This window comes from Pseudomonas sp. FG13, from assembly GCF_057809755.1.
Window position 1 is genome coordinate 15,278 of record NZ_JBMDKO010000059.1, and the last position, 20,118, is coordinate 35,395.

Sequence of the window (20,118 nt, forward strand, 5' to 3'; positions counted from 1 at the left end):
AAGATAAGGGTTATCGGTTATATCGATATGCGATTTACTCTACGTCAACTCCAGGTCTTTGTCGCCGTCGCCCAGCAAGAGAGCGTTTCCCGTGCCGCGGGCCAGCTCAATCTGTCGCAATCGGCCGCCAGCACTTCCATTACCGAACTGGAACGGCAATCCAGCTGCCAGTTGTTCGACCGCGCCGGCAAGCGCCTGAGCCTCAATGCCTTGGGTAAACAGCTGTTGCCCCAGGCGGTGGCGCTGCTGGACCAGGCCAAGGAGATTGAAGACCTGCTCAACGGCAAGTCCGGCTTCGGCTCACTGGCGGTCGGCGCGACCCTGACCATCGGCAATTACCTGGCGACCCTGCTGATCGGCGGCTTCATGCAGCGCCATCCGGAAAGCCAAGTGAAGCTGCATGTGCAGAACACTGCCAATATCGTGCACCAGGTCGCCCACTATGAAATTGATCTGGGTCTAATCGAGGGCGATTGCAGCCACCCGGACATCGAAGTACAGAGCTGGGTCGAGGACGAGCTGGTGGTGTTCTGCGCACCTCAGCACCCGCTGGCCAAGCGCGGCCAGGCAACCATGGAGGAGTTGACCCACGAAGCATGGATTCTGCGGGAACAGGGCTCCGGCACCCGACTGACGTTCGATCAAGCCATGCGCCACCACCGCAGCGCGCTGAACATCCGCCTGGAGCTGGAACACACCGAAGCCATCAAGCGCGCCGTGGAATCCGGTTTGGGGATTGGCTGCATCTCACGCCTGGCGTTGCGCGACGCATTCCGGCGCGGCAGCCTGGTGCCGGTGGAAACGCCGGACATGGACCTGGCGCGGCAATTCTATTTCATCTGGCACAAACAGAAATACCAGACCTCGGCGATGCGCGAATTCCTCGAACTGTGTCGGGCATTCACCGCCGGGGCGCAGCGCAGCGACGAAATCGTGCTGCCGGCCATTGCCTGATTAAAGGAGCACCAGACCCCACACCAGGGCAATCATGGTCAAGGCGACAAGCTGAGCGGCACTGCCCATGTCCTTGGCGTTTTTCGACAAGGGGTGCAGTTCCAGGGAAATGCGATCGATGGCCGCTTCCACTGCCGAGTTCAGCAACTCCACGATCAAGGCCAGCAGGCAGACCGCAATCAGCAGCGCCTGTTCGACACGGCTGACATTCAGGAAGAACGACAGCGGAATGAGGATGACATTGAGCAGCACCAGTTGACGGAATGCCGCTTCACCAGTGAAGGCGGCGCGCAGGCCGTCCAGGGAGTAGCCAGAAGCATTCAGGATGCGTTTCAGGCCGGTTTGGCCTTTAAAAGGTGACATAGGATGGGCAACTGATTGAAAGAAGTGGGAAAGCTAATTCAACCCTAGTCAAAAAAGCGTGAATAAAAACGCTATGACTGCGGTGAAATTGACTCAAGTTGTTGCAGCAACAGGGCCGCCTGGGTCCGGGTGCGCACATTCAGTTTACGAAAGATCGCCGTCACGTGGGCCTTGATAGTGGCCTCCGACACGTTCAATTCATAGGCGATCTGCTTGTTCAACAAACCTTCACAGACCATGGTCAGCACTCGGAACTGCTGCGGCGTGAGACTGGCCAGGCCCTCGCTGGCGGCCTTGGCCTCCTCGGACACGCTCACCGCTTCGAACGCCTGGGGTGGCCAGGCGGCGTCGCCGTCCAGGACTTTCCTCACGGCCTGCTGAATCATCTCCAGAGAACTCGACTTGGGTATGAACCCACTGGCGCCGAACTCCCGGGCCTTGACCATCACCGAGGCCTCTTCCTGGGCGGATACCATCACCACCGGTATCTGCGGATACTGCCCCCGCAACAGCACCAGCCCGGAAAAACCGTACGCGCCAGGCATGTTCAGGTCCAGCAGGACCAGATCCCAGTCGGCCTTTTCGGTCAGCCGAGTCTCCAACTCCGCAATACTGGCCACCTCCGTCAGCCGGACAGCCGGGCCAAGGCCCAGGGTCACCGCCTGATGCAACGCGCTGCGAAAGAGCGGATGGTCATCGGCGATCAGGATTTCGTATGTGGCCATTTTTCAAATGATCCTGTTTTTATGGGGGACCCGATGCAATCGCGCCCCGCCAAAACAACTCAAGACACCGCGCAGCGTTTCGAACTTCGGCTGCACCTGGTCGGCGCCAAGCATGCCCAGCGCAGCCGGGGTGGTCAAGCAGCACAGCCATCACGGCCCTGAGTATGAGCCACTATGGGGCCAATACCGCTTGGGATACGTGAATGAAGGGCTGCAGCTCGGCGTGAGCCGGAGTCGACACATCCATCTCCTGCTGCCGTTTGGCGCCCAGGTAATGCTGGCTGAACACATCAAAATAAGCGTCCAGGGCCGATGCGGCATCGTTGTCCCCCGCCAATTCGAGACACAGCGCCGCCACTTCGGCGGTGCACAAATGCTCGCTGCGGGTCGAACGGCGCAAACGGTAGCGCGACAGCTTGTCGGGTTGCAGGCTGAGGATCGGCAAGCGGTCGAAATACGGACTCTTGCGGAAGATCTTGCGCGCCTCCGTCCAGGTGGCATCCAGCAGAATAAACAGTGGGCGCCTGGAACGATCGAGGTCCACCGTCTGGGTGACGCGCGATGGCTCGACGTATTCGCCGGGAAATACCAGGTAGGGTTGCCATTGCGGGTCGTCGAGCAGCGCCAACAGTTGCTTGTCGACTTCGGTGCGCGACCAGATGAAGGCATGGTTGTCACGCACCACATCGGCGATCAGCCAGCCGGTGTTGCTCGGTTTGAACACTTCCTTGTTGGTCATGATCAGGCAGACCCCGGAACGTGTTTCGACGCTTGGACGCCAGGCGCACAGGCAATGGCTCTCGATCACCCGGCAGGCGCTGCATCGGGGAGCGCGCCAGCCACGGGCCTGTAGCGGCTTGATGCCTTCATCGATGCGCTGGTCGCGCAAGCGGGCGACCGCGTTAGGGGCATGATTCATCGTGGGCAACGCCGATGGACAAAAGAACTCGACACGAACAACTCTCGGCAAGGCAATAGAGGCCGCCAGTCTACCAGAGCGCGTAAACCTGTACCGTCCACCCGGCCTCCCCTATAATTCGCCGCCACTGAACGCACAGTCATGTGACCGGTCGAAATAGCCGTCACTGAACCAGGAGAGTTTCATGCTGCGCCTTATCGTCCCTACCGTTGCCGTTCTGCTGGCTACGTCCTTCAGCGCCCAGGCTGCCTCGCTGAAAGAACTCGAACTGAACAAAATGCTGCAGAACGTCGCCGCGGAAAGCAGCGTCGGCACCCCGCGAGCAATCAACGAAGACATTCTCGATCAAGGCTATACCGTCGAAGGCACCGAGTTGATCAACCACCTCAGTGTGCAAAGCAGCCATGCCCAGCAAATGCGCGCTGACCCCAAGGCTGTGTATTTCCAGTTGGGCGCCAGAGTCTGTACCAACCCGGGTTTCCGCAAATTGATGGCCAAGGGTGCAACCATGCGCTACGAGTTCACCGAGGTTAAGACCAATCGCCCGGTCGCCACCGAACGCTTCAAGGAGTCGGATTGCCCGAAACCGGCCAAGACCAAGAAGTAATCAAACCACGCCACGCCAGCGGCCTGTCCGATTGATTCGACTCATGAATTAGCCACACAGGCCACTGTCGCGCCGTTGCTCATCGTCGGCGCGCAGCTCCGCTACCAGCGCCTGTAAATAGCGCGAACGCCACGCCCTGCCTTCCAGACGGCGGCAACATTCTTCCTCGAGACTGACCCGATTGGCCTGAGCCGCTTCCAACAGCGCCAGATACAACTGCCTATCGAGTTCCAGAGTTACCCTGGTCATCTTTCCCGCCTCCTTGCCCGATCTACCTCAATCCATCGCGTGGCCCAGCCGTGGGCATCGAATTGCCTGGCACGCCTGTTATCAGTAAATCAGAGCGGCCCGTACCCGGTCGGTAATCTGACGAGCGGCGTGCCCGACCACTGCTGGTTGCCAACTGTCACTTTCGAGGGCCATGATCAAGGCAGCGAAGATCAACGCGAGGGTCTAGGATTCAGAAGGAAGAAGGAGTAGCTGAATGCCTTATAAACCGAATGACCAGCTCAGTCGTCATTTTGAGAACCATGGCCACGACCTCACCCGCAAGGTCGAAGAGCAACTCAACCTGGTATCGCCCGACAGCCCGAACCTTCCCATCTACCGCGACATGATCCTGACCGTGCTACGCATGGCCCAGGAAGACCACAACCGCTGGAATGCCAAGATCACCCTGCAGGCACTGCGAGAGCTGGAACATGCGTTTCGCACGCTCGAACAGTTCAAGGGCCGACGCAAGGTCACCGTCTTCGGCTCGGCCCGAACGCCCGTCGAACACCCACTGTATGGCTTGGCTCGTGAGCTGGGGGCCGCGCTGGCCCGTTCGGACATGATGGTTATCACCGGTGCCGGGGGTGGCATCATGGCCGCCGCCCATGAAGGCGCGGGTCGGGAATACAGCCTGGGATTCAACATCAGCCTGCCTTTCGAACAGCATGCCAACCCAACGGTCGAGGGCACGCCGAACCTGCTGCCGTTCCACTTTTTCTTCACGCGCAAACTGTTCTTCGTCAAAGAGGCAGACGCCCTGGTGCTCTGTCCGGGCGGCTTCGGGACCCTGGATGAAGCCCTGGAGGTCCTGACGCTGGTGCAGACGGGTAAAAGCCCCCTGGTGCCGGTAGTGCTGCTGGACGCACCAGGGGGCAGGTTCTGGCAGAGCGCCCTGGATTTCATCCGCGAGCAACTGGAAGAAAACCACTACATCCTGCCCACCGACATGAAACTGATGCGGCTGGTGCACAGCGCTGAAGACGCAGTGGAAGAAATCAACCAGTTCTACCGCAACTTCCACTCCAGCCGCTGGCTCAAGCACCAGTTCGTGATCCGCATGAACCATAAGCTCAACGAACAGGCCATGGCCCAACTACAGATCGAGTTCGCCGACCTGTGCCTGAACGACTGTTTTTATCAGCAAGGCTGTAGTGGCGAAGAACAGGATGAGGCCTCGTTCAGCCATTTGACGCGACTGGCGTTCAATTTCAACGCCCGCAACCAGGGACGATTAAGAGAACTGGTGGACTATATCAACCTGCCGGAAAACTGGGCGACGCCCTCCTCCAAGGCACATCCGCTGACATGGGAGCCCATCAAGGTCACCTGAACCCATAAAAAAACGGCCCGCTATCAAAATAGCGGGCCGTTTCTGTTCAATCATCCAGGCCACGACCGCTGAACAAGCGGTTGATCATGTCCATGGAATAGCCTCTATACGCCAGGAAACGTCCCTGCTTGGCCCGTTCTCGCGCATCGATGGGCAAATGCCCGGAGAACTTCCGACGCCAGGTATCCATTAACTGGTCCTGCCAATCGATACCACTTTCACGCAAGGCCTGTTCAATATCCGGACGTTGCAAACCGCGCTGGCCCAATTCCTCACGAATTCGCAACGGACCGTAGCCGGAGCGGGCGCGATAAGAGACAAAACTTTCGAGATATCGGCTTTCCGATAACAGGCCCTCTTCCGTCAAGCGGTCGAGGGCCGTTTCGATCAAGTCATCGGGAGCGCCGCGCTGACGCAGTTTTCGCGTCAGCTCGACTCGACCGTGCTCGCGTCTGGCGAGCAGGTCCATCGCGGTTCGCCGCACCGCGACGAGGGTATCGAGTACGGCGGTCATCGAATCGATCAGATATCAGCGTCGGCCAGGTCGTCAGCGGTTTCGCGACTGGCCACTGCCTTGACGTCGGCAACCGGGCTCAGCAGCTTGTCACGCAGTTGCTTCTCGAGCGCTGCGGCAACCTCCGGGTTATCCGCCAGGAACTTGGCCGAGTTGGCCTTGCCCTGACCGATCTTGGTACCGTTATAGGCATACCAGGCGCCGGACTTCTCGACGAAACCGTGCAACACACCCAGGTCGATCATCTCGCCATTGAGGTAGATGCCCTTGCCGTAAAGAATCTGGAACTCGGCCTGACGGAACGGCGAAGCCACCTTGTTCTTCACGACCTTGACGCGGGTTTCGCTGCCGACCACCTCGTCGCCTTCCTTCACCGCGCCGGTACGGCGGATGTCCAGGCGAACCGAGGCGTAGAACTTCAGCGCGTTACCACCGGTGGTGGTTTCCGGGCTGCCAAACATCACGCCGATCTTCATGCGGATCTGGTTGATGAAGATCACCAGGCAGTTGGCGTTCTTGATGTTACCGGTGATCTTGCGCAGGGCCTGGGACATCAGGCGAGCCTGGAGGCCCACGTGCATGTCGCCCATTTCACCTTCGATTTCTGCCTTGGGTACCAATGCCGCCACGGAGTCGACGATGATCACGTCAACCGCGTTGGAACGCACCAGCATGTCGGTGATTTCCAGGGCCTGTTCGCCGGTGTCCGGTTGTGACACCAGCAGGTCGTCGACGTTGACGCCCAGCTTGCCGGCGTACTCAGGGTCCAGGGCGTGTTCGGCGTCGACGAAGGCGCAAGTCGCACCGGCTTTCTGGGCCTGGGCGATCACGGACAGGGTCAGTGTGGTTTTACCGGAGGATTCAGGGCCGTAGATCTCGACGATACGACCTTTTGGCAAGCCGCCGATGCCGAGCGCAATGTCCAGGCCCAGGGAACCGGTGGAGATGGAAGGAATAGCCTGACGGTCCTGATCGCCCATACGCATTACGGCACCCTTGCCGAATTGACGTTCGATCTGACCCAAGGCCGCAGCCAAGGCTTTCTTCTTGTTGTCGTCCATTAAAGTCCTCACGTAATCAATAAGGCCTGGCGGCCAACACCTGTATAAGTAGCCAGTATTATTCCACAGGGATTCAGGATCGCCTACCCCTGATTTGAGATTTCTACGGCGGCATGTTGCAGCAGCCCCTCTAGCGCGGCCTTCACCGTCTGTCGGCGGACCTCGTCGCGGTTGCCGGGAAAGAATCGCTGCTCGCTGAAGACCCTGTCGCCCACACCCCAGGCAAGCCACACGGTGCCCACCGGCTTGTTCGGCGAACCACCGTCCGGCCCGGCCACGCCGCTGACCGCCACGGCGAACCGCGCCAGGCTTTTCTGCTGGGCACCCCGCACCATGGCCTCGACCACCTCGCGGCTGACCGCCCCGACCCTCTCGAACAGCTCGCCCGGTACATTCAGTTGCTGGGTTTTCTGGCGATTGGAATAGGTCACGTAGCCCGCCTCGAACCAGGCCGAACTCCCGGGAATCCGGGTGATCGCCTCGGCAATCCCGCCACCGGTGCAGGACTCGGCCGTGGTCACATGGGCATTGAGCAATTGCAGACGCCTGCCCAGCTCAGCCGCCAGTTCGGTGATGTCGTCCATGATGCTCTCCTGATTCGACGCAATTGGAGCCTACCGTACACGAGCATTCGCCGCTTGCAAGGCTCGGCGGACTACTGACCCAACGCCTTGACGTAGGCCTGGCAGGCCTGCAAAGCGATCAATCCACGGTCGCCTTCGTCGGTGATGGCGATAATTCGTTGAGCATGCGCCGGGTCAAGTCGGGCGCGTAGGGCGCCATGATCCATGCCGCTGGTGCTGGCGGCGGCAGGCAGCGTGCGGTCACCAGTTGAGTTTTCGGCAAGGAGGACTGACAACCGCAGATCAGAAGTGGCAAGGCGATCGCGCAGACGCGCTTGATCTTTCTGTGCATGGGTCATTACCTGATAGTGTGTTTGCTCATTGATCGACAACCTGTTTTCCAGCGCCATGCGCTTGCCCTGCTCCGCCTGGGCCTGAGCGGCAGCCGCTCTGCCGATGTCGGCCAGCTCCGTCTGATGCAAGCGATCCTGTTCGGTCAGCAGCTTTCCATAGCGCCAGTCCTGAACCTTCCATGTTGATCCGGCGACCAGCAGCAGGAACATCAACACGCCAACAACGACCAGCTTCCACGAGATCGGATTCATGGAACGTCCTTGAAGAACAGATGATTGCCCAGGCGTAGAGTCTGCGTGGCCTTTGCGGCCCAGGCGGGCGGCTTCAACATCGTGATTGCGTAGTAGTGGGTGGCTCCACGGGTGATATCAGGACCGGTGCTTGAGATCACCCGATCCGCCACCCGTAGGGCCTGGGCGAATTGTTCGGGGGGAATCGGCTTCGCACCGCTCAGGAACGGATAGTTCGGGTCATTCTTGTTCCAACAACTGAATTGATATGGCTTCAGGCAAACGCCAACATACCCCTCCCCCCACCATGACTTGGCCTTGCCATCTTCCACACGATTGCGGATGGTCCAGGCCACAGCGACCTGGCCGGCGAAGCCCTCACCGCGAGCTTCGCCCCAAAGCGTAAGGGCGAGAACTTCGCGGTCCGTCTCAAAAACCGTCATCGCTTTCTCCAGGCATAAAAAAACCCGACCAGGTCGGGTTGTTTGTGTATTGCGTGGTACCGCCTATTCGCGTCGTACAAGAACCGATTCACACAGGCCAGCCCTCTCTTAACATTGCCTCAGTAAATGAGCCGTCACTCAATGCAGCTAGAAGCACAGCTTCCCGGCTGTAACACGCCTGCACGTAGTCAGAGACGCCATCCGCCAACGCAAGAATTGCGGGAGACGTCAACGCTATAAATGAACCATCGGACAACTTCCAATCGACTGTATAGTCCTCATTGCGGTTGGCTTGTAACGCCGCACCAGTCAACTTGTTCTGCGTTGTCCGGTCGGTAGAAACACTTAATCCGTTAACAACAGTGCCGGCAACTTCATGATCAAAACGAGTGCTGGCGATCAGCGCGGTCAAGTCGGCAACTAGGACCGGTATATCACTCTCATCAACCCACTCTTCAGCGTACCCAGGCTGAGCATTAGCAAAGCGACCTGTAATCTCACCGGCGTTATTTCTTTGAACGTAAGGCATTCTTTTCTCCTAGAGCTCTGTATATCCCAAAGTCGATACTGCGTAATAAGCAGTGCCATCACCTGATGCCATGTTCCATTGCAAAATTACCGCTGCGGTTGTATCCGTCACACATTCAAAGGGAAACGCAAAGTAGTCGACGTTCGCTGTATTTCCGCCGATGCCTGCCTGCCAAGCAGAGACAGTTCCAGCAACCAACACCATCGCTACAGCACTGGAATCTGTCGGCCGCATGTAAGCGAATCCGGCAATACCACTCATAGCAACATGAGTGATTACCTTGGTTCTAACACCTGGCGGCACAGACAGGATCAACGTGACCGCCCCCTGGGTACCGGTGGTTGAGGCTGGAGCAGAACCGACAAAGTCCTTGATCGGCGTTAAGAAATAAAACTGACGCCCGACATTAATAAACGGAACAATATTCCCATTGCCGTCTGTCTTGACGGAACCAATACGCCGCGATCCGGAATACCCGGCAGGCAGTGTCGGGGCGGTAGCACTCAGCGAAAACAGTAGCTCGGCTACGCCATCAGCGGCCTTTCGGATCAGGAACAAGTGATACCAAGTGTTCGCAGCGCGAGAGCCTACGTCGAGCTTCTGGTTGCCGGACCCCGACGTCCAAGCTCCAGAAGCCAGAAGACCGGCAGCCAGGTTGTTAGGAAGAACAATATCGAAAAGGTCGTCAGAAGACTTTGCTGCACCTGGGTCTACGTTGATAACAGTTGCCGGAGCGCCAGGGCTATTCCACATGCGCAAACCGGAGAAGTATCCAATCGGCAAAAATACAGACAATCGCTGCGCCAGCTTTTTGGGACTGACGATTGTTGCATCATCAACGCCTCCATTGACCACCAATTGAGTAGCAATTGCCGCCATGCCGGAACGGGACTCCGTGGCCGTACGAGACGCAAGTGCTGCTGGTGTGACCGCACGCAAGGCATCCGTTCCGGACTGAGCCTCTGCATTCGTAGCCAACTCAACAAGCCCCTTCTGCGTGACTGAAGCATCAGGTGGCGACGCGGGAATTGCATTGGTGATTTTTGCGTTGATTGCCGTAAGAAGTTGAGTATTGCTACTTTCGCTCGGCGTAAGACCGCCAGAAGTAATGACATTCAACACCTCTTCTGTAACGGCATTCCCCCATTGAGCCGGAATCAAAGATCCCGGGGTCCCCGTTACCGGATTTTCATCTACAAATTTCCCATTCACCAGCCCTGCACTGGGAACGCTTTTTGGATAATCCATCCATCTACTCCTTAGTCATAATTGATATGCACCTGCGTATGCGCCGGTGCACTGCGATGAACCAGACACTCCAGCGCCGACCCCGGGTTAACGCCAAAACGCTCTCCCCAGTAGCTCGCGCCAAAACGCCGACCGAGCAGCAGACGCCCGCCGGTATTGAGGGTCCACATGAATTGCGCCTGCCACGTGCCAAAATGCGCGTCTCCAAAACGTGCACGCCCCATGCGAGGCGCCCTGTGCTCCGTGACGGTGGCGTTGGGGTAGCCCTGGCTCCTGGCGATTTCCACGTAATACGCCAAGGTCTGGCTACCGACCGCCAACAACCGCCGACGCACCGCCAGCCTCCGGTCGTCATACAGCGGCGTGGCCCCCAGACACGGATCCGGCAGGTTCATCACCCGCTCCCAATCCGGCACCAGTTCACTCACCCCCGCCGGATCCATTTCATTGAGCAAATCACCCGCACGCGCATCGAGGCGCGCCAATTCCTCGGCGATGCCCCCCAGCACTTGCTCCAGTTCCGGCACCCGCTCCGGGTCCCACGCCGGGCCGTTGGGCAGCAGGCTGCGCAGTTGGGCCTGGTATTCCCCGGCGGTTCTTATTCCAGCCATACGCAGCCTCCGAAGGTCAGCAACTGATTGCTCGCCGCAGTCACATCGGCGGTGGGCACAGTAAGCGTGTGGTCGGTTTCACCGGTGGCGCTGCTGATGGCTTCGGCGATGTGAGTCAACAGCAGGGTTTCGCCGAGGCCGGCTTCACGGTTGTGCAGGTCGCGCAACTGGGCCTCGATGGCGGCGCGTACGGCGCTGGTGTCAGGGGTGATACGCAGCCTGTAGGTCACCGGGACCTGCACCGGCGCCAGCACATGCACCTCGGCGGTCACCGGGCGCAGGGGCTCGATGTAGGCCCGGACTTCCTCCAGTTGCTCGGCATTGGGAATCGGCTGCGGATCGTCGTCACGCATGACGAACAGGCCGACGGTGCCGGGTCCCAGGTAGCTGCCGCGGCACCAGGCGCGGGTGATGCCAGGGCATTCCAGGGCCCAGGTTTCATAATCCTGGGCCGAGCCGCCGTGGGGGATGATGCGGTAGGAGCGGATCACCCTCGCCCGCAGGGACTCGAGGCTTTCCCGGGCGACACCACCGGTCAGCCCCGGCGCCAGCACGGTGAAGCTGCCGGAGATACCGAGGATCGGTTGCACCGGCGTCAGCACCAGGCCGGCATCGGCATTGCCCAGGCTGCCGGCCTCCAGCGCAGCGATGGTGGTGGTGTTGAGGCCATTGCTGGTGGTACGGGCGGTGGTCACTTTGTAGGCGCGACCATCGGTCGATTGCAGCAGCGTGTCGACATCCAGCACCGCACCGCCGGCAGCGTTAAAACTGACGCTGCCGCTGGCTGCCTGAGCGGCTTTGCGCGCCTGGTTCAGGCGCAGGGCGGCAATGCGCTCCAGGGTGGACTCGTCGGCCTTGTCCGGCAGGATCTGCTCGGCGATCCAGTCCAGATAGCCGTACAGGCCATAGGCTGCGCCCCCCAGGGTGCGGGCCAACACTTGGGCATCGGACTGGCGCAGCGAATCGCTGGCCAGGTCGCTTTGGGTGCGTTTGATCAGCACCGGCAGCGAAGGGGTTTCAAACGGCATAGGTCACCTGCCAACTGTTATCGGGATTGATGTCCAGGCGCTGGCCGTCGGCCAGGGTCAGGACCGTGCGCAGGTTCAGGCGCTGGGCATCGAGGCGTTCGCTGATGATGTCGATGGCCCTGCAATGGCCGTCATCGATCAGCCATTGCAGGGCTTCGCGGGCGTAGAACTCGGCGTCGAGCTGGGTCTGGCGGGTCAGCTTGACCCGGCGCAGCAGCCACAGCCGCGAACCGATGCGGTCATCGGCGACCGTAGGAAAAGTGTCGCCCCACCAGCCGAAAAGCTCCTCGTCATCGACGGCATCGTCGTCAGCGGCGCGGCGCCAGGTGAACAGGCTGATCAGTACCGAGCGGGTCAACGCAGCGTGCAGGTTCTGGCTGATGAACATCATTGGCCTCCCGCCGGCGCGCCGGTCTGGCCGTTGCCGGCCTGTACGCCGACATGCACATGCTTGATCTGGCTGATGCCGCCGGCGATCTGGTCGCCTTGGGAAATGATCTTGCCGGTGTGGTTGATGACAGGACTGTCGATGTTCACCGCACTGCTGGCGCGGATGTTCAGGGTGGCGGTGTCAATGTCGATAACACGGCCGCGCTTGAAGTGAATCCTGTCGCCCTCGTCGGTGTAGATCGCTACTTCTCCGGGGGCCAGGGCCTTGAGGCGAAAGCGGCGGTCGGCGACGACCAGTACCACGGCATGGGAACGGTCGCCGCCCAGGAAGGTGGCGATGCCCTCGGCGCCGGCCAGCGGGTTGCTGGTGAAGCCGTAGGGTTCGAAGTGCTCCATGTCGTCGTTCACTTCGCCGGCGGTGAGGCGCATCTGCAGCGACTGCAGTTTGGAAGCCGAATTGGCGAGCACGACAGTGCCGCGCGCCAGGAGGCGGGTCAGTAGGCTCATTGGGGTTCCTTCGGAAATCGGGTTGCGGGTTGGCTGGACGTCAGTTGAGGTTGGCGGTGGCTGGTCCGCCGTCATCGCGAGCAGGCTCGCTCCCACAGGGGATTTGTGGTGGGCGAGCATTTTGTGGCCGCCCTCGGAACAGGGTGGGAGCGAGCCTGCTCGCGATGGCGGTGGGTCAGTGGACGCTGGGGTGACTGATACGCCGCCTTCGGAGCAAGCCCGCTCCCACAGGTGGGCGCTGCCTGGCTCAGGACTTGGGCTTGGCCGGGTTCGCGTCGAAGGTATGGGGCGGGGCGACTTGCAAGGTGGTCACCGAGCCTTGGGCAGACAGTGAATAGGTCACCTTGGAAATCAGCATGTCGCCGTCGAAGCCCAGCACCGGGTCGATCACCCGCACCAGGCTGTTGTGGCGCCACAAGTCGCCATTGGCCTGGCGCCAGCCCTGCACGCGGTAGGTGGTGGTCAGGGCGCGACCGGTGCGGATGGCGCTTTCCCAGTCCGCTCGTTGCTGGGCCAGCTCGGAGGTCAGTTGGGCGCTTTCGCTGATCACCGTAACCCGCTTGCGTTTGAAACCCAAGTCGGTGGCGGTGCCCGACACCTCGCTGACTGCCGCCCCACTCTGCTGGTCGCTACCCTTGTGCTGGCCGATGACCCGGTATTCGGAGAACACCTGGCTGTAGTCCATCGGCGCGTTGCCCGAAAGAATGTTCTTGCCCAGCTCCAGCACATCACTGGCCCGCCCTGCGCTGCCGGGCTTGGCCAGCAGCACGCGGCCTTCGGCGTCGTCGGTGGAAAACACCCGGAACAACGTCAGCAAACGGTCGATGGATTGAAAGACGGTTTCTCCCGGCACGATGCTGTGCTCGCTCAAACGCGCCGTTTCCGGGATTTCACTGACCACCCCTACGCCATATTGCGAGGCCAGGGCTTGAACAATGCTCAGTACCGTCTGCCCCCGCCATTGGCTCGGACGATTGATCGCTGCGCAATCCACCAGGTCCTGGGTTCTGGAACCCCCTTCGATGCTCAGCGTGATCTGGCGCCCGTCATAGCTGACCGGAGCCTTGAACACGTAGCCGCTGAGCACCAGGTCGGCACCGATGCGCACCTGGCATTCATCACCGGGACGGATCGGCACCGCCTGGATCTGCCCCGGCCATTGCCAGGTGATGTCGAGTTTGAAGGTGCGGAACTGCCGCTCCAGGTCCGCACTGATTTCCACGCTTTTCCAGCCGCCGTAGTCCAGCCCACCGACGGTGAGCGTGACGACGTTATCGAACTCGCTCATGGCTTACTCCCCCGAGACTTTCAGGTCGTTGGGCGGCAGGAAACCTGGGTGGGCCACACCGTTACGCTGGATCACTTCGGTCACCCGAGTGGCATCGGCAAATTGCTGATAAGCCACCACCAGCGCCGGCAGGCTTTGCTTGAACGACAGGTTGATCAATCGGACACCCGATGACGCCACCGCCGTCAGGTGCGCGGCCATTTGCTGACGCAGGTGGTTCAACGCCTGGTAGTGATCTGGATCGGCCTTGAGGGAGGCCTGCCAAATGGCTTCGTTGAGGGCATCACGCAGGGCCAGCACATCGTCGGCCACCGGTACATCCCGGCGTTGGATCGGCTGCACGGCCTGCTGCGCCACTGAAGGCGTGGCGCCAAGCTTGACCACCGGCGCCGCCACGGGCATCGCCGCAATCCATTGCGCGGCCTGGACCAGCAGCGTGTCCTGGACCAGATCGGCCACGGCCTGGGCCGCCGCCGTGGTGTCCTTGCCGGTGGTGAGTTTGGGCGCGTCCGCCTGACGGATGGCTTCGACCTGTTGCGACACGCTGGCAATCACGCCGCGATAGCCGTCACGGGCAAAGTCCTTCAGCTCTCGGATGTCCCCCAACAATCCCTTGAACTCGGCAGCCACTTCATTGGGCAACTCCTTTACCGTCTTGACCAGATCGCTGAGCTGCCCATAGACCTCGATCAACGGCTTCAGCTCCTGCTCGATAACCCCGTAGACCTCCTTGAGACTGTTGCGCAGGTCGGCGATGCCGATCCGCGCGGCCTTGATCAAGCTCATCGCGTCTTCGAAACGCCGCACCGCCGAACCCAGGAAGCTGTCAGCCGACACCAACAGCAGTTTCTGGCTGTTGATCGCCGCCGAAGGAAATTGCAGCGGCTGGTCGGGATAGAACTTCAGGGCAAACGTGACCAGCCCGCCGTCCTGGCGGGTCTGGGTCATGTCGCACTCGCCGACCTTGACCTGCATCCGTCCCAGCCAAGGGTGCACCAGCTCGCCACTGCCCTGCTCCAGCGCCTTGAGCAGTTTGTCACGCTGCTCCAGGCAGTCGGGGCCGACGATAAACGCGGTCAGTTCATGGATCTTCGCCTGCTGGCCCAGCCCTTCGAAAAACGGTTGGTCGCGCTGCGGGTATTCATGCAACTGGCCCTTGTGCCCTACCGGGGTTTTCGCCTGGTCGACCCAGAACCCGACGCCACGGAACGACGCCGGCAATAAACGATCACGCCAGCTCATTGGAACCTCCTGCGGACAGAGAGCGATAACCGATGCGCGAACTCACCGCCAGGCCCGGTTGATTGGTCTGCGGAGGCTCGGCGCGCAAACCGGCCGGCGCGTTTTCGAAGCGTACGGTCAGGCCGCCTTCAAGCTGGGTGCGACTGTTCGCGGCACTTTGTTGCACCAACGCACTGGAGGTCTGCGGCAGCGCACCGGGCGCCAGCGAGGCTTTCTGCGCAAGATTGCCAGGCATCGGCGCCAAGCTGGAGGACAGCCCCGACGACGATTCATTGGCCGCGCCAAAAAACGCCGGCGCCAGTTCACCCTTACCTTCGGCATTGGTCTTCTGCTGCTCGTCGGTCAGCCCTTGGACCTTGCCGGTAAACGTGGTGATGACCTCGCCAAAACCACCGTTGAAGAACGCCTTGATCGGCGCGATCACCCCCTGCAGCTCGTCCCACCACTGGCTGAACCACTCACTCACTGGCCCCCACTGCTTCGTGAGGCCCTCGATGGGCGACCAGTCGAATAGCCCGCCGAACACTGCCAACATGATCGACACCTGATTGCGCAGGCCTTCCCAGATTCCGGCGAAGACGTCCACAAGGGTGCCCCAGTTGGCCATGATCAGGCCCAACGGCGTCCAGTTGAAAAGGCCCTGGAGCGCGTCCATCACCGGCACGGTCAAGGCCTTGAGCAGATCCCAGATGGCCGAGAACAACCCGGTCAGGGGGCCCCAGTTATTGATGATCAAACCCAGGGGCGACCAAGCGAACAACGTCTGCATAAAGCCGATGATGGGCGTCGCCGCCGCCACGAGCACATTCCACAGCGCGCCGAAGAAACTGCTGATCGGCCCCCAGTTGCTGATCACCTGCCCCATCGGGGTAAAGGCGAACAGCGTCTTGAAGAACTCGGCCATCGGCAGAACGATGGGCGCAAGCCTTTGCCAGAGCCCGGCGAAGAACGCCGAGATCGGTTCCCAGTAAGCGATGATCATCCCCGCCGCCAAGGCGATGCCCATGGCGGCCAGGCCAATGGGGTTCATTTTCAGGGCGAGGCTGACCACTTCGAGGGCCTGGCTCGCACCGCTGACCGCCGTCTGCATCGCACTGAACGCCACGGCGCCCGTTGCCAGGCCCTGCACCAGTTGCGGATTGTCCTGCAGCACCTGGGCCACACCACCGATCATCGGCTGTAGACCAACCGTCAACGCATTGACCGCGGGTACCAACGCCGAGCCGAACTGCAACGACACATTGCTGATGGACGTCTTCAATCCATCCAGGCCCTGTGCCGCTACCAACGGCGCGGCCGGAGCCTGGACGGCGCTGGCTGCCGCGTTCACCTCCACGACTTCACCCTTGAACGCCACCGCCGACTTAAGCCCGTCCATGAACGGTTTGGCGATACCGCCGTCCGGCAGCAGCCCGGAAATATCCAGACTGCCAAGACCGGTCGCATCGAGGTTCTGTTTGAAGCCCTGGACCTTCTCCCGAAGGCCGGCGAGCTTGGGCGACAGCTCGTCGATGCCGGTCAGCAGCACCGCTTTTTTCTCTACCTTCTGTGTGTCTGCCATCACTGCACCTGCTGCATCGCATTGATCCGTTGCGCGTGCTCCAGGGATTCACGGAGCACATCCAGTGGCCTGGCCATCATCTGTTCGGGGTCAACCTTCCAGAACCAGGCCAGGTCATAGGCGGCTGCGATCAGATCGCCGATGGCTGCGACGCCGCACTCATGAAAAAACTCGCGACAGCCCAGCTCAGCGCGTTGAGGTCGGCCAGGTCCAGCTGGTTGACCGACGACGGTGGGATGCCGGCGCAGACCGCGATGTATTTGGCCGAGACGTCCATGTCCAGGCTCACCTCCTCGCTCTTGTCGATCTTGTACGGCAGCGCCTTGATCGCCCGGACCTCCTGCACCGTCGGACGGCGCAGGGTCAGTTGGTTCACCGGCTCGCCGTGGGCCTCGATGGCCACGCGCAAGGTCACCATATCGCTCATTGCCAAGTCCCCTTGATGCCTTCGAATTTCAGTTCGATGGTGGCGTCGTCGCCCTTGGACACCGGTTCTTCCACCAGGTAGGCGCCGGCCAGCACGTAGACCTTGCCGTTGCTGAACTCGCACGTGACGGTCATGTCGGTGCCGGCCACCAGTTGCTTGAGCGGGAAGTCCGCAGTGTGCAACGCCGTCACCTTGAAGGACGGAGCGATGTCGGTTTCCTTATAGAAACCCGGTACGACGGTTTCACGTTTGGTGAACATCAGTGGTGCTTCGCAGCCACCGTTGATGGTCAGTTGGGCGCCGTCCACTTTGACGTAGCAGGTGCCCGCAATCAGTTGACCCATGGTGTTTCTCCTTCAAATAAAAAGCCCACGCGGGGTGGGCTGAATTCATGCGTTCAAACACGACACTCAGGCAGCAGCGTCGTACTGCAGACGGAATTGGTTGAGCAGCGCGAACACTCGCAGGCCGTTGATGTAATCCGGAGGGAACAGCACATTGACCCGGCTCGGGTCCTGGCTGTCGCGCTCGACGATCAGGTGTTCGGCGAACAACTCGGCGTTTTCCACGTGACCTTCCAGCTCCAGCTTGGCGTACTGGGCGATCAGCTCGCCGCGAATCGTGCTCGGGGTCACGATGGGTTGGCCGGCGCCGAAGCGGGTGCCGTCGGAGGCCAGTTTGTGGCGACCGTACTTGCTGGTGATCACACTTTGCAGGCGACGCACGATGAACGCCGACTGGTGCATGGTTTCGCTGTCCAGGTAAGAGTTGTCAGCCTGGCCGAAGGCATTTTTCTGATACGTGGTGATGGAGCGCTGAATACGCACATAGCCGCCTTCGTAGTAGGCGGTCGCGATGCCGTAGTTGAGCAGCGACTGGCGCTCGGTCAAGGTGAAGCGTTCGCTGGCCGGTGCCGGATCCAGGCCCGGCAGGCTGCCGCTCTGGGTCGGACGGCTGGCGTCGGCCGAGATAAACACGGCGGTGCGGGCGGCCAGTGCGGCGGCCTGGACCCACGACGGTTGCGGCACGCCCGGCTCCAGGGCCTGAATGGTCATGTGCTGGTCGTTGCGCGCCTGGCCGGCCGCCACCAGAGTGCCGATGGTGCCGCGCTTGGCACTGTAGACATGGCCGAACAACTGCTTGGCCCAGGACCAGCGACCGGTGCTGTCATCCATCACCGCTTGCCAGGTATTCAGGCTCGACAGGTCGGACCACGGCATGGCGATGAATTCGAATGGCTCGTCACCCAGGGCCGCGACGGCGGCGGTCTGGTCCGGTACGCCAGCGCCACCGGTCATGGGGGTGATGGCAGTGGTCAGGCCCGCGGGGGTGTCTTCACCGTTGCTCTTGCCCAGACGATTGAACTGCAGGCTGATGTCGTTGCCACTGTCGCCGGTCCATTTGGCGCTGAGGGTCACCACTCCGTCGACGGCTGCGGCGGTCACTGGCAGGTCGGCTGTCGCGTTGACTTTCAAGGCCAGCGCCGTGGCAGCCTGGGCCGCGGTAGCACCGTTGACGGTGGCTGCCTGAACACGTACGCCGCCGATGTAAAGGTTGAGCACACCGCTTTCGGTGGCGGTGCCGGTAAGGGTCAGCACGCCCTTGGCAATGGCGCCTTCGACGTTGTGCAGCGGCAGGCACCAGATTTCGCCAAGCGGGTCGGTCTTGCGCCAGGTCTCGTACATCGAGGCGAGCATCGAGCCCTGCCCGCCGATGCTTTTGGCCAGGGCGACGCTGGAGACCAGCACCAGCTTGCCGGCTTCTGCCGGGGCAATGTTGTCGTTGACCTGGGCGACGATCAACCGGCGCATGGCCGACGACGCGCTATTGGCGGCCGAGTTGTCCATTTCGGCGTAGAACAGCGGAACACGAATGTCCGCGGGGATGTTGCTGAATCCGATCGCCATTATTTGGCTCCCTGTGGTTTGGCCGCTTTCACGGCTTTGGTAGTGATATCGCCGTCGGCCAGACGTCGACGCCACCAGGCGTTGTCCGGCACTTCACGGCCTTCGAGGGGCAACAGATCGCCCGCTTCCGGGTCCGGTACCACACGGCCCGGGGCCGGCAGTACGGTGATGCGTTTGCTCATGGGGTTACGTCTCCAGAGAAAGTCAGTTCCAGGCGCCCGTCGGGGCCGGGACGTTTCAGGTTGGGGTCCGCCGGGTCGATGGCATCGACCTGCACGGTGGCCCCGGTAAAGGACGACAATCCGTCCAGTTCACGTTCGTGCCAGCTTTCGGCAGGCTGGCTCGCCAGATTGCGGCCCAGCTGGAACTCAGCGAAAAAGCGCAACCGGAACAACGCTCGGTCGCTGTTGACGGAGACCGGTTCGCTGCCGTCGTATTCAATGCCGGAGTAAGTGGCGCCAGGCTTGAACCCCACCAACCCGCGCCACAATTCGGCTCGCAGGTCGTGCAACAGATCCAGCGCGGTTGTCGCGTCACTGGCATCGAGCACCAACACCACGTCGAAACGGTCACGCACCGTTTGCAGCGTGACGTTCTGTGCCGTGTTCCGGCTCGCCACATCGGTGCTCGACAGAACATAGGCACACGGGGTTTGCAGGGGCGTGCCGGCTTGCAACGCGACGAGGTCCAGGCCCGCGATCACTCGACTGGCGAGCGTTGGGCATTGCTCACGCAACTGCGTGAGGATCGGCGTGATCTGCATGGAGAGTGCTCCGGTGATAGGCAAGTAAAGTCAGAAGCCCTGTGGGCGCGGGCTTGCCCGCGAAAGCGGCGGGTCAGTCGAGAGAGATGTTGGATGTGCCGACGTCTTCGCGAGCAAGCCCGCTCCCACAAAGGTCCGGTGGTGTTCCCGAATGCTGGGATCGCCAGCAATCCAGGGTGGGAGCGAGCCTGCTCGCGATGGCGGTGGGTCAGTTGAAATAGATGTCGGATGTGCCGACGTCTTCGCGAGCAAGCCCGCTCCCACAAAGGTCCGGTGGTGTT

The 20,118-nt window shown here is 61.0% G+C and carries 26 protein-coding genes; 3 read left to right on the top strand and 23 right to left on the bottom strand.

The genetic code is table 11. The annotated features are described in order from the left end of the window. Window positions 1-27: 27 nt before the first annotated feature. The gene (locus ACODTO_RS26935) at window positions 28-954 is read left to right on the top strand and encodes a LysR family transcriptional regulator (protein WP_024780141.1); all 927 of its coding nucleotides are present in this window, start codon (window positions 28-30) and stop codon (window positions 952-954) included. On the opposite strand, the gene ACODTO_RS26940 is transcribed toward ACODTO_RS26935, so the two are convergent. The 3 genes from ACODTO_RS26940 to ACODTO_RS26950 form a co-directional block, all read right to left on the bottom strand. Continuing rightward, a complete protein-coding gene (locus ACODTO_RS26940; RefSeq protein ID WP_041023590.1) occupies window positions 955-1,317 on the bottom strand; it encodes a diacylglycerol kinase in 363 nt (120 codons plus the stop codon). A gap of 71 nt (window positions 1,318-1,388) precedes the next feature. Beyond that, on the bottom strand, window positions 1,389-2,042 hold the full coding sequence (gene erdR, locus ACODTO_RS26945) for a response regulator transcription factor ErdR (protein WP_055128116.1): 654 nt from the start codon (window positions 2,040-2,042) through the stop codon (window positions 1,389-1,391). Window positions 2,043-2,214: 172 nt separating this feature from the next. Continuing rightward, entirely contained in the window at window positions 2,215-2,961 is a 747-nt protein-coding gene (locus tag ACODTO_RS26950; protein WP_175361577.1) for a tRNA-uridine aminocarboxypropyltransferase, read from the bottom strand. Window positions 2,962-3,145: 184 nt separating this feature from the next. Here ACODTO_RS26950 and ACODTO_RS26955 point away from each other — a divergent pair, with 184 nt between their 5' ends. Then, window positions 3,146-3,568 (top strand): quorum-sensing-regulated virulence factor family protein, encoded by a 423-nt coding sequence (locus ACODTO_RS26955; protein ID WP_139647447.1) that lies wholly within the window; start codon window positions 3,146-3,148, stop codon window positions 3,566-3,568. Window positions 3,569-3,616: 48 nt separating this feature from the next. On the opposite strand, the gene ACODTO_RS26960 is transcribed toward ACODTO_RS26955, so the two are convergent. After that, complete coding sequence (locus ACODTO_RS26960) at window positions 3,617-3,817, bottom strand: hypothetical protein (RefSeq protein WP_024780146.1); 201 nt, start codon at window positions 3,815-3,817, stop codon at window positions 3,617-3,619. Window positions 3,818-4,052: 235 nt separating this feature from the next. Between ACODTO_RS26960 and ACODTO_RS26965 the strand changes: the two genes are divergently transcribed. Then, window positions 4,053-5,171: an LOG family protein gene (locus tag ACODTO_RS26965; protein WP_489107311.1), complete on the top strand. Its 1,119-nt coding sequence runs from the start codon at window positions 4,053-4,055 to the stop codon at window positions 5,169-5,171. Between the two features lie 46 nt (window positions 5,172-5,217). Here ACODTO_RS26965 and recX read toward each other — a convergent pair whose 3' ends face one another. The 19 genes from recX to ACODTO_RS27060 all read right to left on the bottom strand — a co-directional run bounded on the left by recX (window position 5,218) and on the right by ACODTO_RS27060 (window position 19,837). Further along, window positions 5,218-5,685, bottom strand: a complete 468-nt coding sequence (gene recX / locus ACODTO_RS26970; protein WP_139647445.1) for a recombination regulator RecX — start codon at window positions 5,683-5,685, stop codon at window positions 5,218-5,220. A gap of 8 nt (window positions 5,686-5,693) precedes the next feature. Next, the gene (recA, locus tag ACODTO_RS26975) at window positions 5,694-6,746 is read right to left on the bottom strand and encodes a recombinase RecA (protein WP_042730773.1); all 1,053 of its coding nucleotides are present in this window, start codon (window positions 6,744-6,746) and stop codon (window positions 5,694-5,696) included. Between the two features lie 83 nt (window positions 6,747-6,829). Continuing rightward, window positions 6,830-7,330: a CinA family protein gene (locus tag ACODTO_RS26980; RefSeq protein WP_175385081.1), complete on the bottom strand. Its 501-nt coding sequence runs from the start codon at window positions 7,328-7,330 to the stop codon at window positions 6,830-6,832. Between the two features lie 71 nt (window positions 7,331-7,401). Continuing rightward, window positions 7,402-7,914, bottom strand: a complete 513-nt coding sequence (locus ACODTO_RS26985; RefSeq protein ID WP_489107312.1) for a lysis system spanin subunit — start codon at window positions 7,912-7,914, stop codon at window positions 7,402-7,404. Next, window positions 7,911-8,336 (bottom strand): cell wall hydrolase, encoded by a 426-nt coding sequence (locus tag ACODTO_RS26990; RefSeq protein ID WP_489107313.1) that lies wholly within the window; start codon window positions 8,334-8,336, stop codon window positions 7,911-7,913. Before ACODTO_RS26990 ends, ACODTO_RS26985 begins: the two co-directional genes overlap by 4 nt. An 88-nt stretch (window positions 8,337-8,424) precedes the next feature. Next, window positions 8,425-8,865 carry a DUF4376 domain-containing protein gene (locus ACODTO_RS26995; RefSeq protein WP_489107314.1) on the bottom strand — a complete coding sequence of 147 codons (441 nt, stop codon included), beginning with the start codon at window positions 8,863-8,865 and terminating at the stop codon, window positions 8,425-8,427. Between the two features lie 9 nt (window positions 8,866-8,874). Then, window positions 8,875-10,113 (bottom strand): hypothetical protein, encoded by a 1,239-nt coding sequence (locus tag ACODTO_RS27000; RefSeq protein WP_464710534.1) that lies wholly within the window; start codon window positions 10,111-10,113, stop codon window positions 8,875-8,877. 11 nt (window positions 10,114-10,124) lie between these two features. Continuing rightward, window positions 10,125-10,724: a YmfQ family protein gene (locus ACODTO_RS27005; RefSeq protein WP_489107315.1), complete on the bottom strand. Its 600-nt coding sequence runs from the start codon at window positions 10,722-10,724 to the stop codon at window positions 10,125-10,127. Further along, window positions 10,712-11,752 (bottom strand): baseplate J/gp47 family protein, encoded by a 1,041-nt coding sequence (locus ACODTO_RS27010; protein ID WP_175361584.1) that lies wholly within the window; start codon window positions 11,750-11,752, stop codon window positions 10,712-10,714. The genes ACODTO_RS27005 and ACODTO_RS27010 overlap by 13 nt, the downstream gene beginning before the upstream one ends. After that, window positions 11,742-12,140, bottom strand: a complete 399-nt coding sequence (locus tag ACODTO_RS27015) for a phage GP46 family protein (protein ID WP_489107320.1) — start codon at window positions 12,138-12,140, stop codon at window positions 11,742-11,744. The genes ACODTO_RS27010 and ACODTO_RS27015 overlap by 11 nt, the downstream gene beginning before the upstream one ends. Continuing rightward, window positions 12,140-12,649, bottom strand: a complete 510-nt coding sequence (locus tag ACODTO_RS27020) for a phage baseplate assembly protein V (RefSeq protein WP_139647432.1) — start codon at window positions 12,647-12,649, stop codon at window positions 12,140-12,142. The genes ACODTO_RS27015 and ACODTO_RS27020 overlap by 1 nt, the downstream gene beginning before the upstream one ends. A 247-nt stretch (window positions 12,650-12,896) precedes the next feature. Further along, window positions 12,897-13,937 carry a phage baseplate assembly protein gene (locus ACODTO_RS27025; RefSeq protein WP_489107316.1) on the bottom strand — a complete coding sequence of 347 codons (1,041 nt, stop codon included), beginning with the start codon at window positions 13,935-13,937 and terminating at the stop codon, window positions 12,897-12,899. Between the two features lie 3 nt (window positions 13,938-13,940). Beyond that, window positions 13,941-15,179, bottom strand: a complete 1,239-nt coding sequence (locus ACODTO_RS27030; protein WP_489107317.1) for a DNA circularization protein — start codon at window positions 15,177-15,179, stop codon at window positions 13,941-13,943. Next, entirely contained in the window at window positions 15,166-16,740 is a 1,575-nt protein-coding gene (locus tag ACODTO_RS27035) for a phage tail tape measure protein (RefSeq protein WP_489107318.1), read from the bottom strand. Before ACODTO_RS27035 ends, ACODTO_RS27030 begins: the two co-directional genes overlap by 14 nt. A gap of 130 nt (window positions 16,741-16,870) precedes the next feature. Continuing rightward, entirely contained in the window at window positions 16,871-17,167 is a 297-nt protein-coding gene (locus ACODTO_RS27040; RefSeq protein ID WP_139647424.1) for a phage tail assembly protein, read from the bottom strand. Next, the gene (locus ACODTO_RS27045; RefSeq protein ID WP_024780162.1) at window positions 17,164-17,511 is read right to left on the bottom strand and encodes a phage tail tube protein; all 348 of its coding nucleotides are present in this window, start codon (window positions 17,509-17,511) and stop codon (window positions 17,164-17,166) included. Before ACODTO_RS27045 ends, ACODTO_RS27040 begins: the two co-directional genes overlap by 4 nt. 66 nt (window positions 17,512-17,577) lie before the next feature. After that, window positions 17,578-19,074: a phage tail sheath subtilisin-like domain-containing protein gene (locus tag ACODTO_RS27050; protein ID WP_175385087.1), complete on the bottom strand. Its 1,497-nt coding sequence runs from the start codon at window positions 19,072-19,074 to the stop codon at window positions 17,578-17,580. Next, a complete protein-coding gene (locus ACODTO_RS27055) occupies window positions 19,074-19,256 on the bottom strand; it encodes a DUF2635 domain-containing protein (protein WP_007907211.1) in 183 nt (60 codons plus the stop codon). The genes ACODTO_RS27050 and ACODTO_RS27055 overlap by 1 nt, the downstream gene beginning before the upstream one ends. Continuing rightward, window positions 19,253-19,837 (bottom strand): phage tail terminator protein, encoded by a 585-nt coding sequence (locus ACODTO_RS27060; RefSeq protein ID WP_139647420.1) that lies wholly within the window; start codon window positions 19,835-19,837, stop codon window positions 19,253-19,255. Before ACODTO_RS27060 ends, ACODTO_RS27055 begins: the two co-directional genes overlap by 4 nt. Window positions 19,838-20,118 lie beyond the last annotated feature (281 nt).

Excerpts from the sequence above, each read along its gene's own strand:
- ACODTO_RS26950 (WP_175361577.1), bottom strand. The coding sequence starts at position 2,961 with ATGAATCATGCCCCTAACGCGGTCGCCCGCTTGCGCGACCAGCGCATC.
- ACODTO_RS26965 (WP_489107311.1), top strand. The coding sequence starts at position 4,053 with ATGCCTTATAAACCGAATGACCAGCTCAGTCGTCATTTTGAGAACCAT.
- ACODTO_RS27060 (WP_139647420.1), bottom strand. The coding sequence starts at position 19,837 with ATGCAGATCACGCCGATCCTCACGCAGTTGCGTGAGCAATGCCCAACG.
- ACODTO_RS27030 (WP_489107317.1), bottom strand. The coding sequence starts at position 15,179 with ATGAGCTGGCGTGATCGTTTATTGCCGGCGTCGTTCCGTGGCGTCGGG.
- ACODTO_RS26995 (WP_489107314.1), bottom strand. The coding sequence starts at position 8,865 with ATGCCTTACGTTCAAAGAAATAACGCCGGTGAGATTACAGGTCGCTTT.
- ACODTO_RS26940 (WP_041023590.1), bottom strand. The coding sequence starts at position 1,317 with ATGTCACCTTTTAAAGGCCAAACCGGCCTGAAACGCATCCTGAATGCT.
- ACODTO_RS27035 (WP_489107318.1), bottom strand. The coding sequence starts at position 16,740 with ATGGCAGACACACAGAAGGTAGAGAAAAAAGCGGTGCTGCTGACCGGC.
- ACODTO_RS27005 (WP_489107315.1), bottom strand. The coding sequence starts at position 10,724 with ATGGCTGGAATAAGAACCGCCGGGGAATACCAGGCCCAACTGCGCAGC.
- recX (WP_139647445.1), bottom strand. The coding sequence starts at position 5,685 with ATGACCGCCGTACTCGATACCCTCGTCGCGGTGCGGCGAACCGCGATG.
- ACODTO_RS27050 (WP_175385087.1), bottom strand. The coding sequence starts at position 19,074 with ATGGCGATCGGATTCAGCAACATCCCCGCGGACATTCGTGTTCCGCTG.
- ACODTO_RS26935 (WP_024780141.1), top strand. The coding sequence starts at position 28 with ATGCGATTTACTCTACGTCAACTCCAGGTCTTTGTCGCCGTCGCCCAG.
- ACODTO_RS27010 (WP_175361584.1), bottom strand. The coding sequence starts at position 11,752 with ATGCCGTTTGAAACCCCTTCGCTGCCGGTGCTGATCAAACGCACCCAA.
- ACODTO_RS27045 (WP_024780162.1), bottom strand. The coding sequence starts at position 17,511 with ATGGGTCAACTGATTGCGGGCACCTGCTACGTCAAAGTGGACGGCGCC.
- ACODTO_RS26960 (WP_024780146.1), bottom strand. The coding sequence starts at position 3,817 with ATGACCAGGGTAACTCTGGAACTCGATAGGCAGTTGTATCTGGCGCTG.
- ACODTO_RS27000 (WP_464710534.1), bottom strand. The coding sequence starts at position 10,113 with ATGGATTATCCAAAAAGCGTTCCCAGTGCAGGGCTGGTGAATGGGAAA.
- ACODTO_RS26985 (WP_489107312.1), bottom strand. The coding sequence starts at position 7,914 with ATGAATCCGATCTCGTGGAAGCTGGTCGTTGTTGGCGTGTTGATGTTC.
- ACODTO_RS26980 (WP_175385081.1), bottom strand. The coding sequence starts at position 7,330 with ATGGACGACATCACCGAACTGGCGGCTGAGCTGGGCAGGCGTCTGCAA.
- ACODTO_RS26955 (WP_139647447.1), top strand. The coding sequence starts at position 3,146 with ATGCTGCGCCTTATCGTCCCTACCGTTGCCGTTCTGCTGGCTACGTCC.
- ACODTO_RS27055 (WP_007907211.1), bottom strand. The coding sequence starts at position 19,256 with ATGAGCAAACGCATCACCGTACTGCCGGCCCCGGGCCGTGTGGTACCG.
- ACODTO_RS27020 (WP_139647432.1), bottom strand. The coding sequence starts at position 12,649 with ATGAGCCTACTGACCCGCCTCCTGGCGCGCGGCACTGTCGTGCTCGCC.
- recA (WP_042730773.1), bottom strand. The coding sequence starts at position 6,746 with ATGGACGACAACAAGAAGAAAGCCTTGGCTGCGGCCTTGGGTCAGATC.
- ACODTO_RS27015 (WP_489107320.1), bottom strand. The coding sequence starts at position 12,140 with ATGTTCATCAGCCAGAACCTGCACGCTGCGTTGACCCGCTCGGTACTG.
- erdR (WP_055128116.1), bottom strand. The coding sequence starts at position 2,042 with ATGGCCACATACGAAATCCTGATCGCCGATGACCATCCGCTCTTTCGC.
- ACODTO_RS27025 (WP_489107316.1), bottom strand. The coding sequence starts at position 13,937 with ATGAGCGAGTTCGATAACGTCGTCACGCTCACCGTCGGTGGGCTGGAC.
- ACODTO_RS27040 (WP_139647424.1), bottom strand. The coding sequence starts at position 17,167 with ATGAGCGATATGGTGACCTTGCGCGTGGCCATCGAGGCCCACGGCGAG.
- ACODTO_RS26990 (WP_489107313.1), bottom strand. The coding sequence starts at position 8,336 with ATGACGGTTTTTGAGACGGACCGCGAAGTTCTCGCCCTTACGCTTTGG.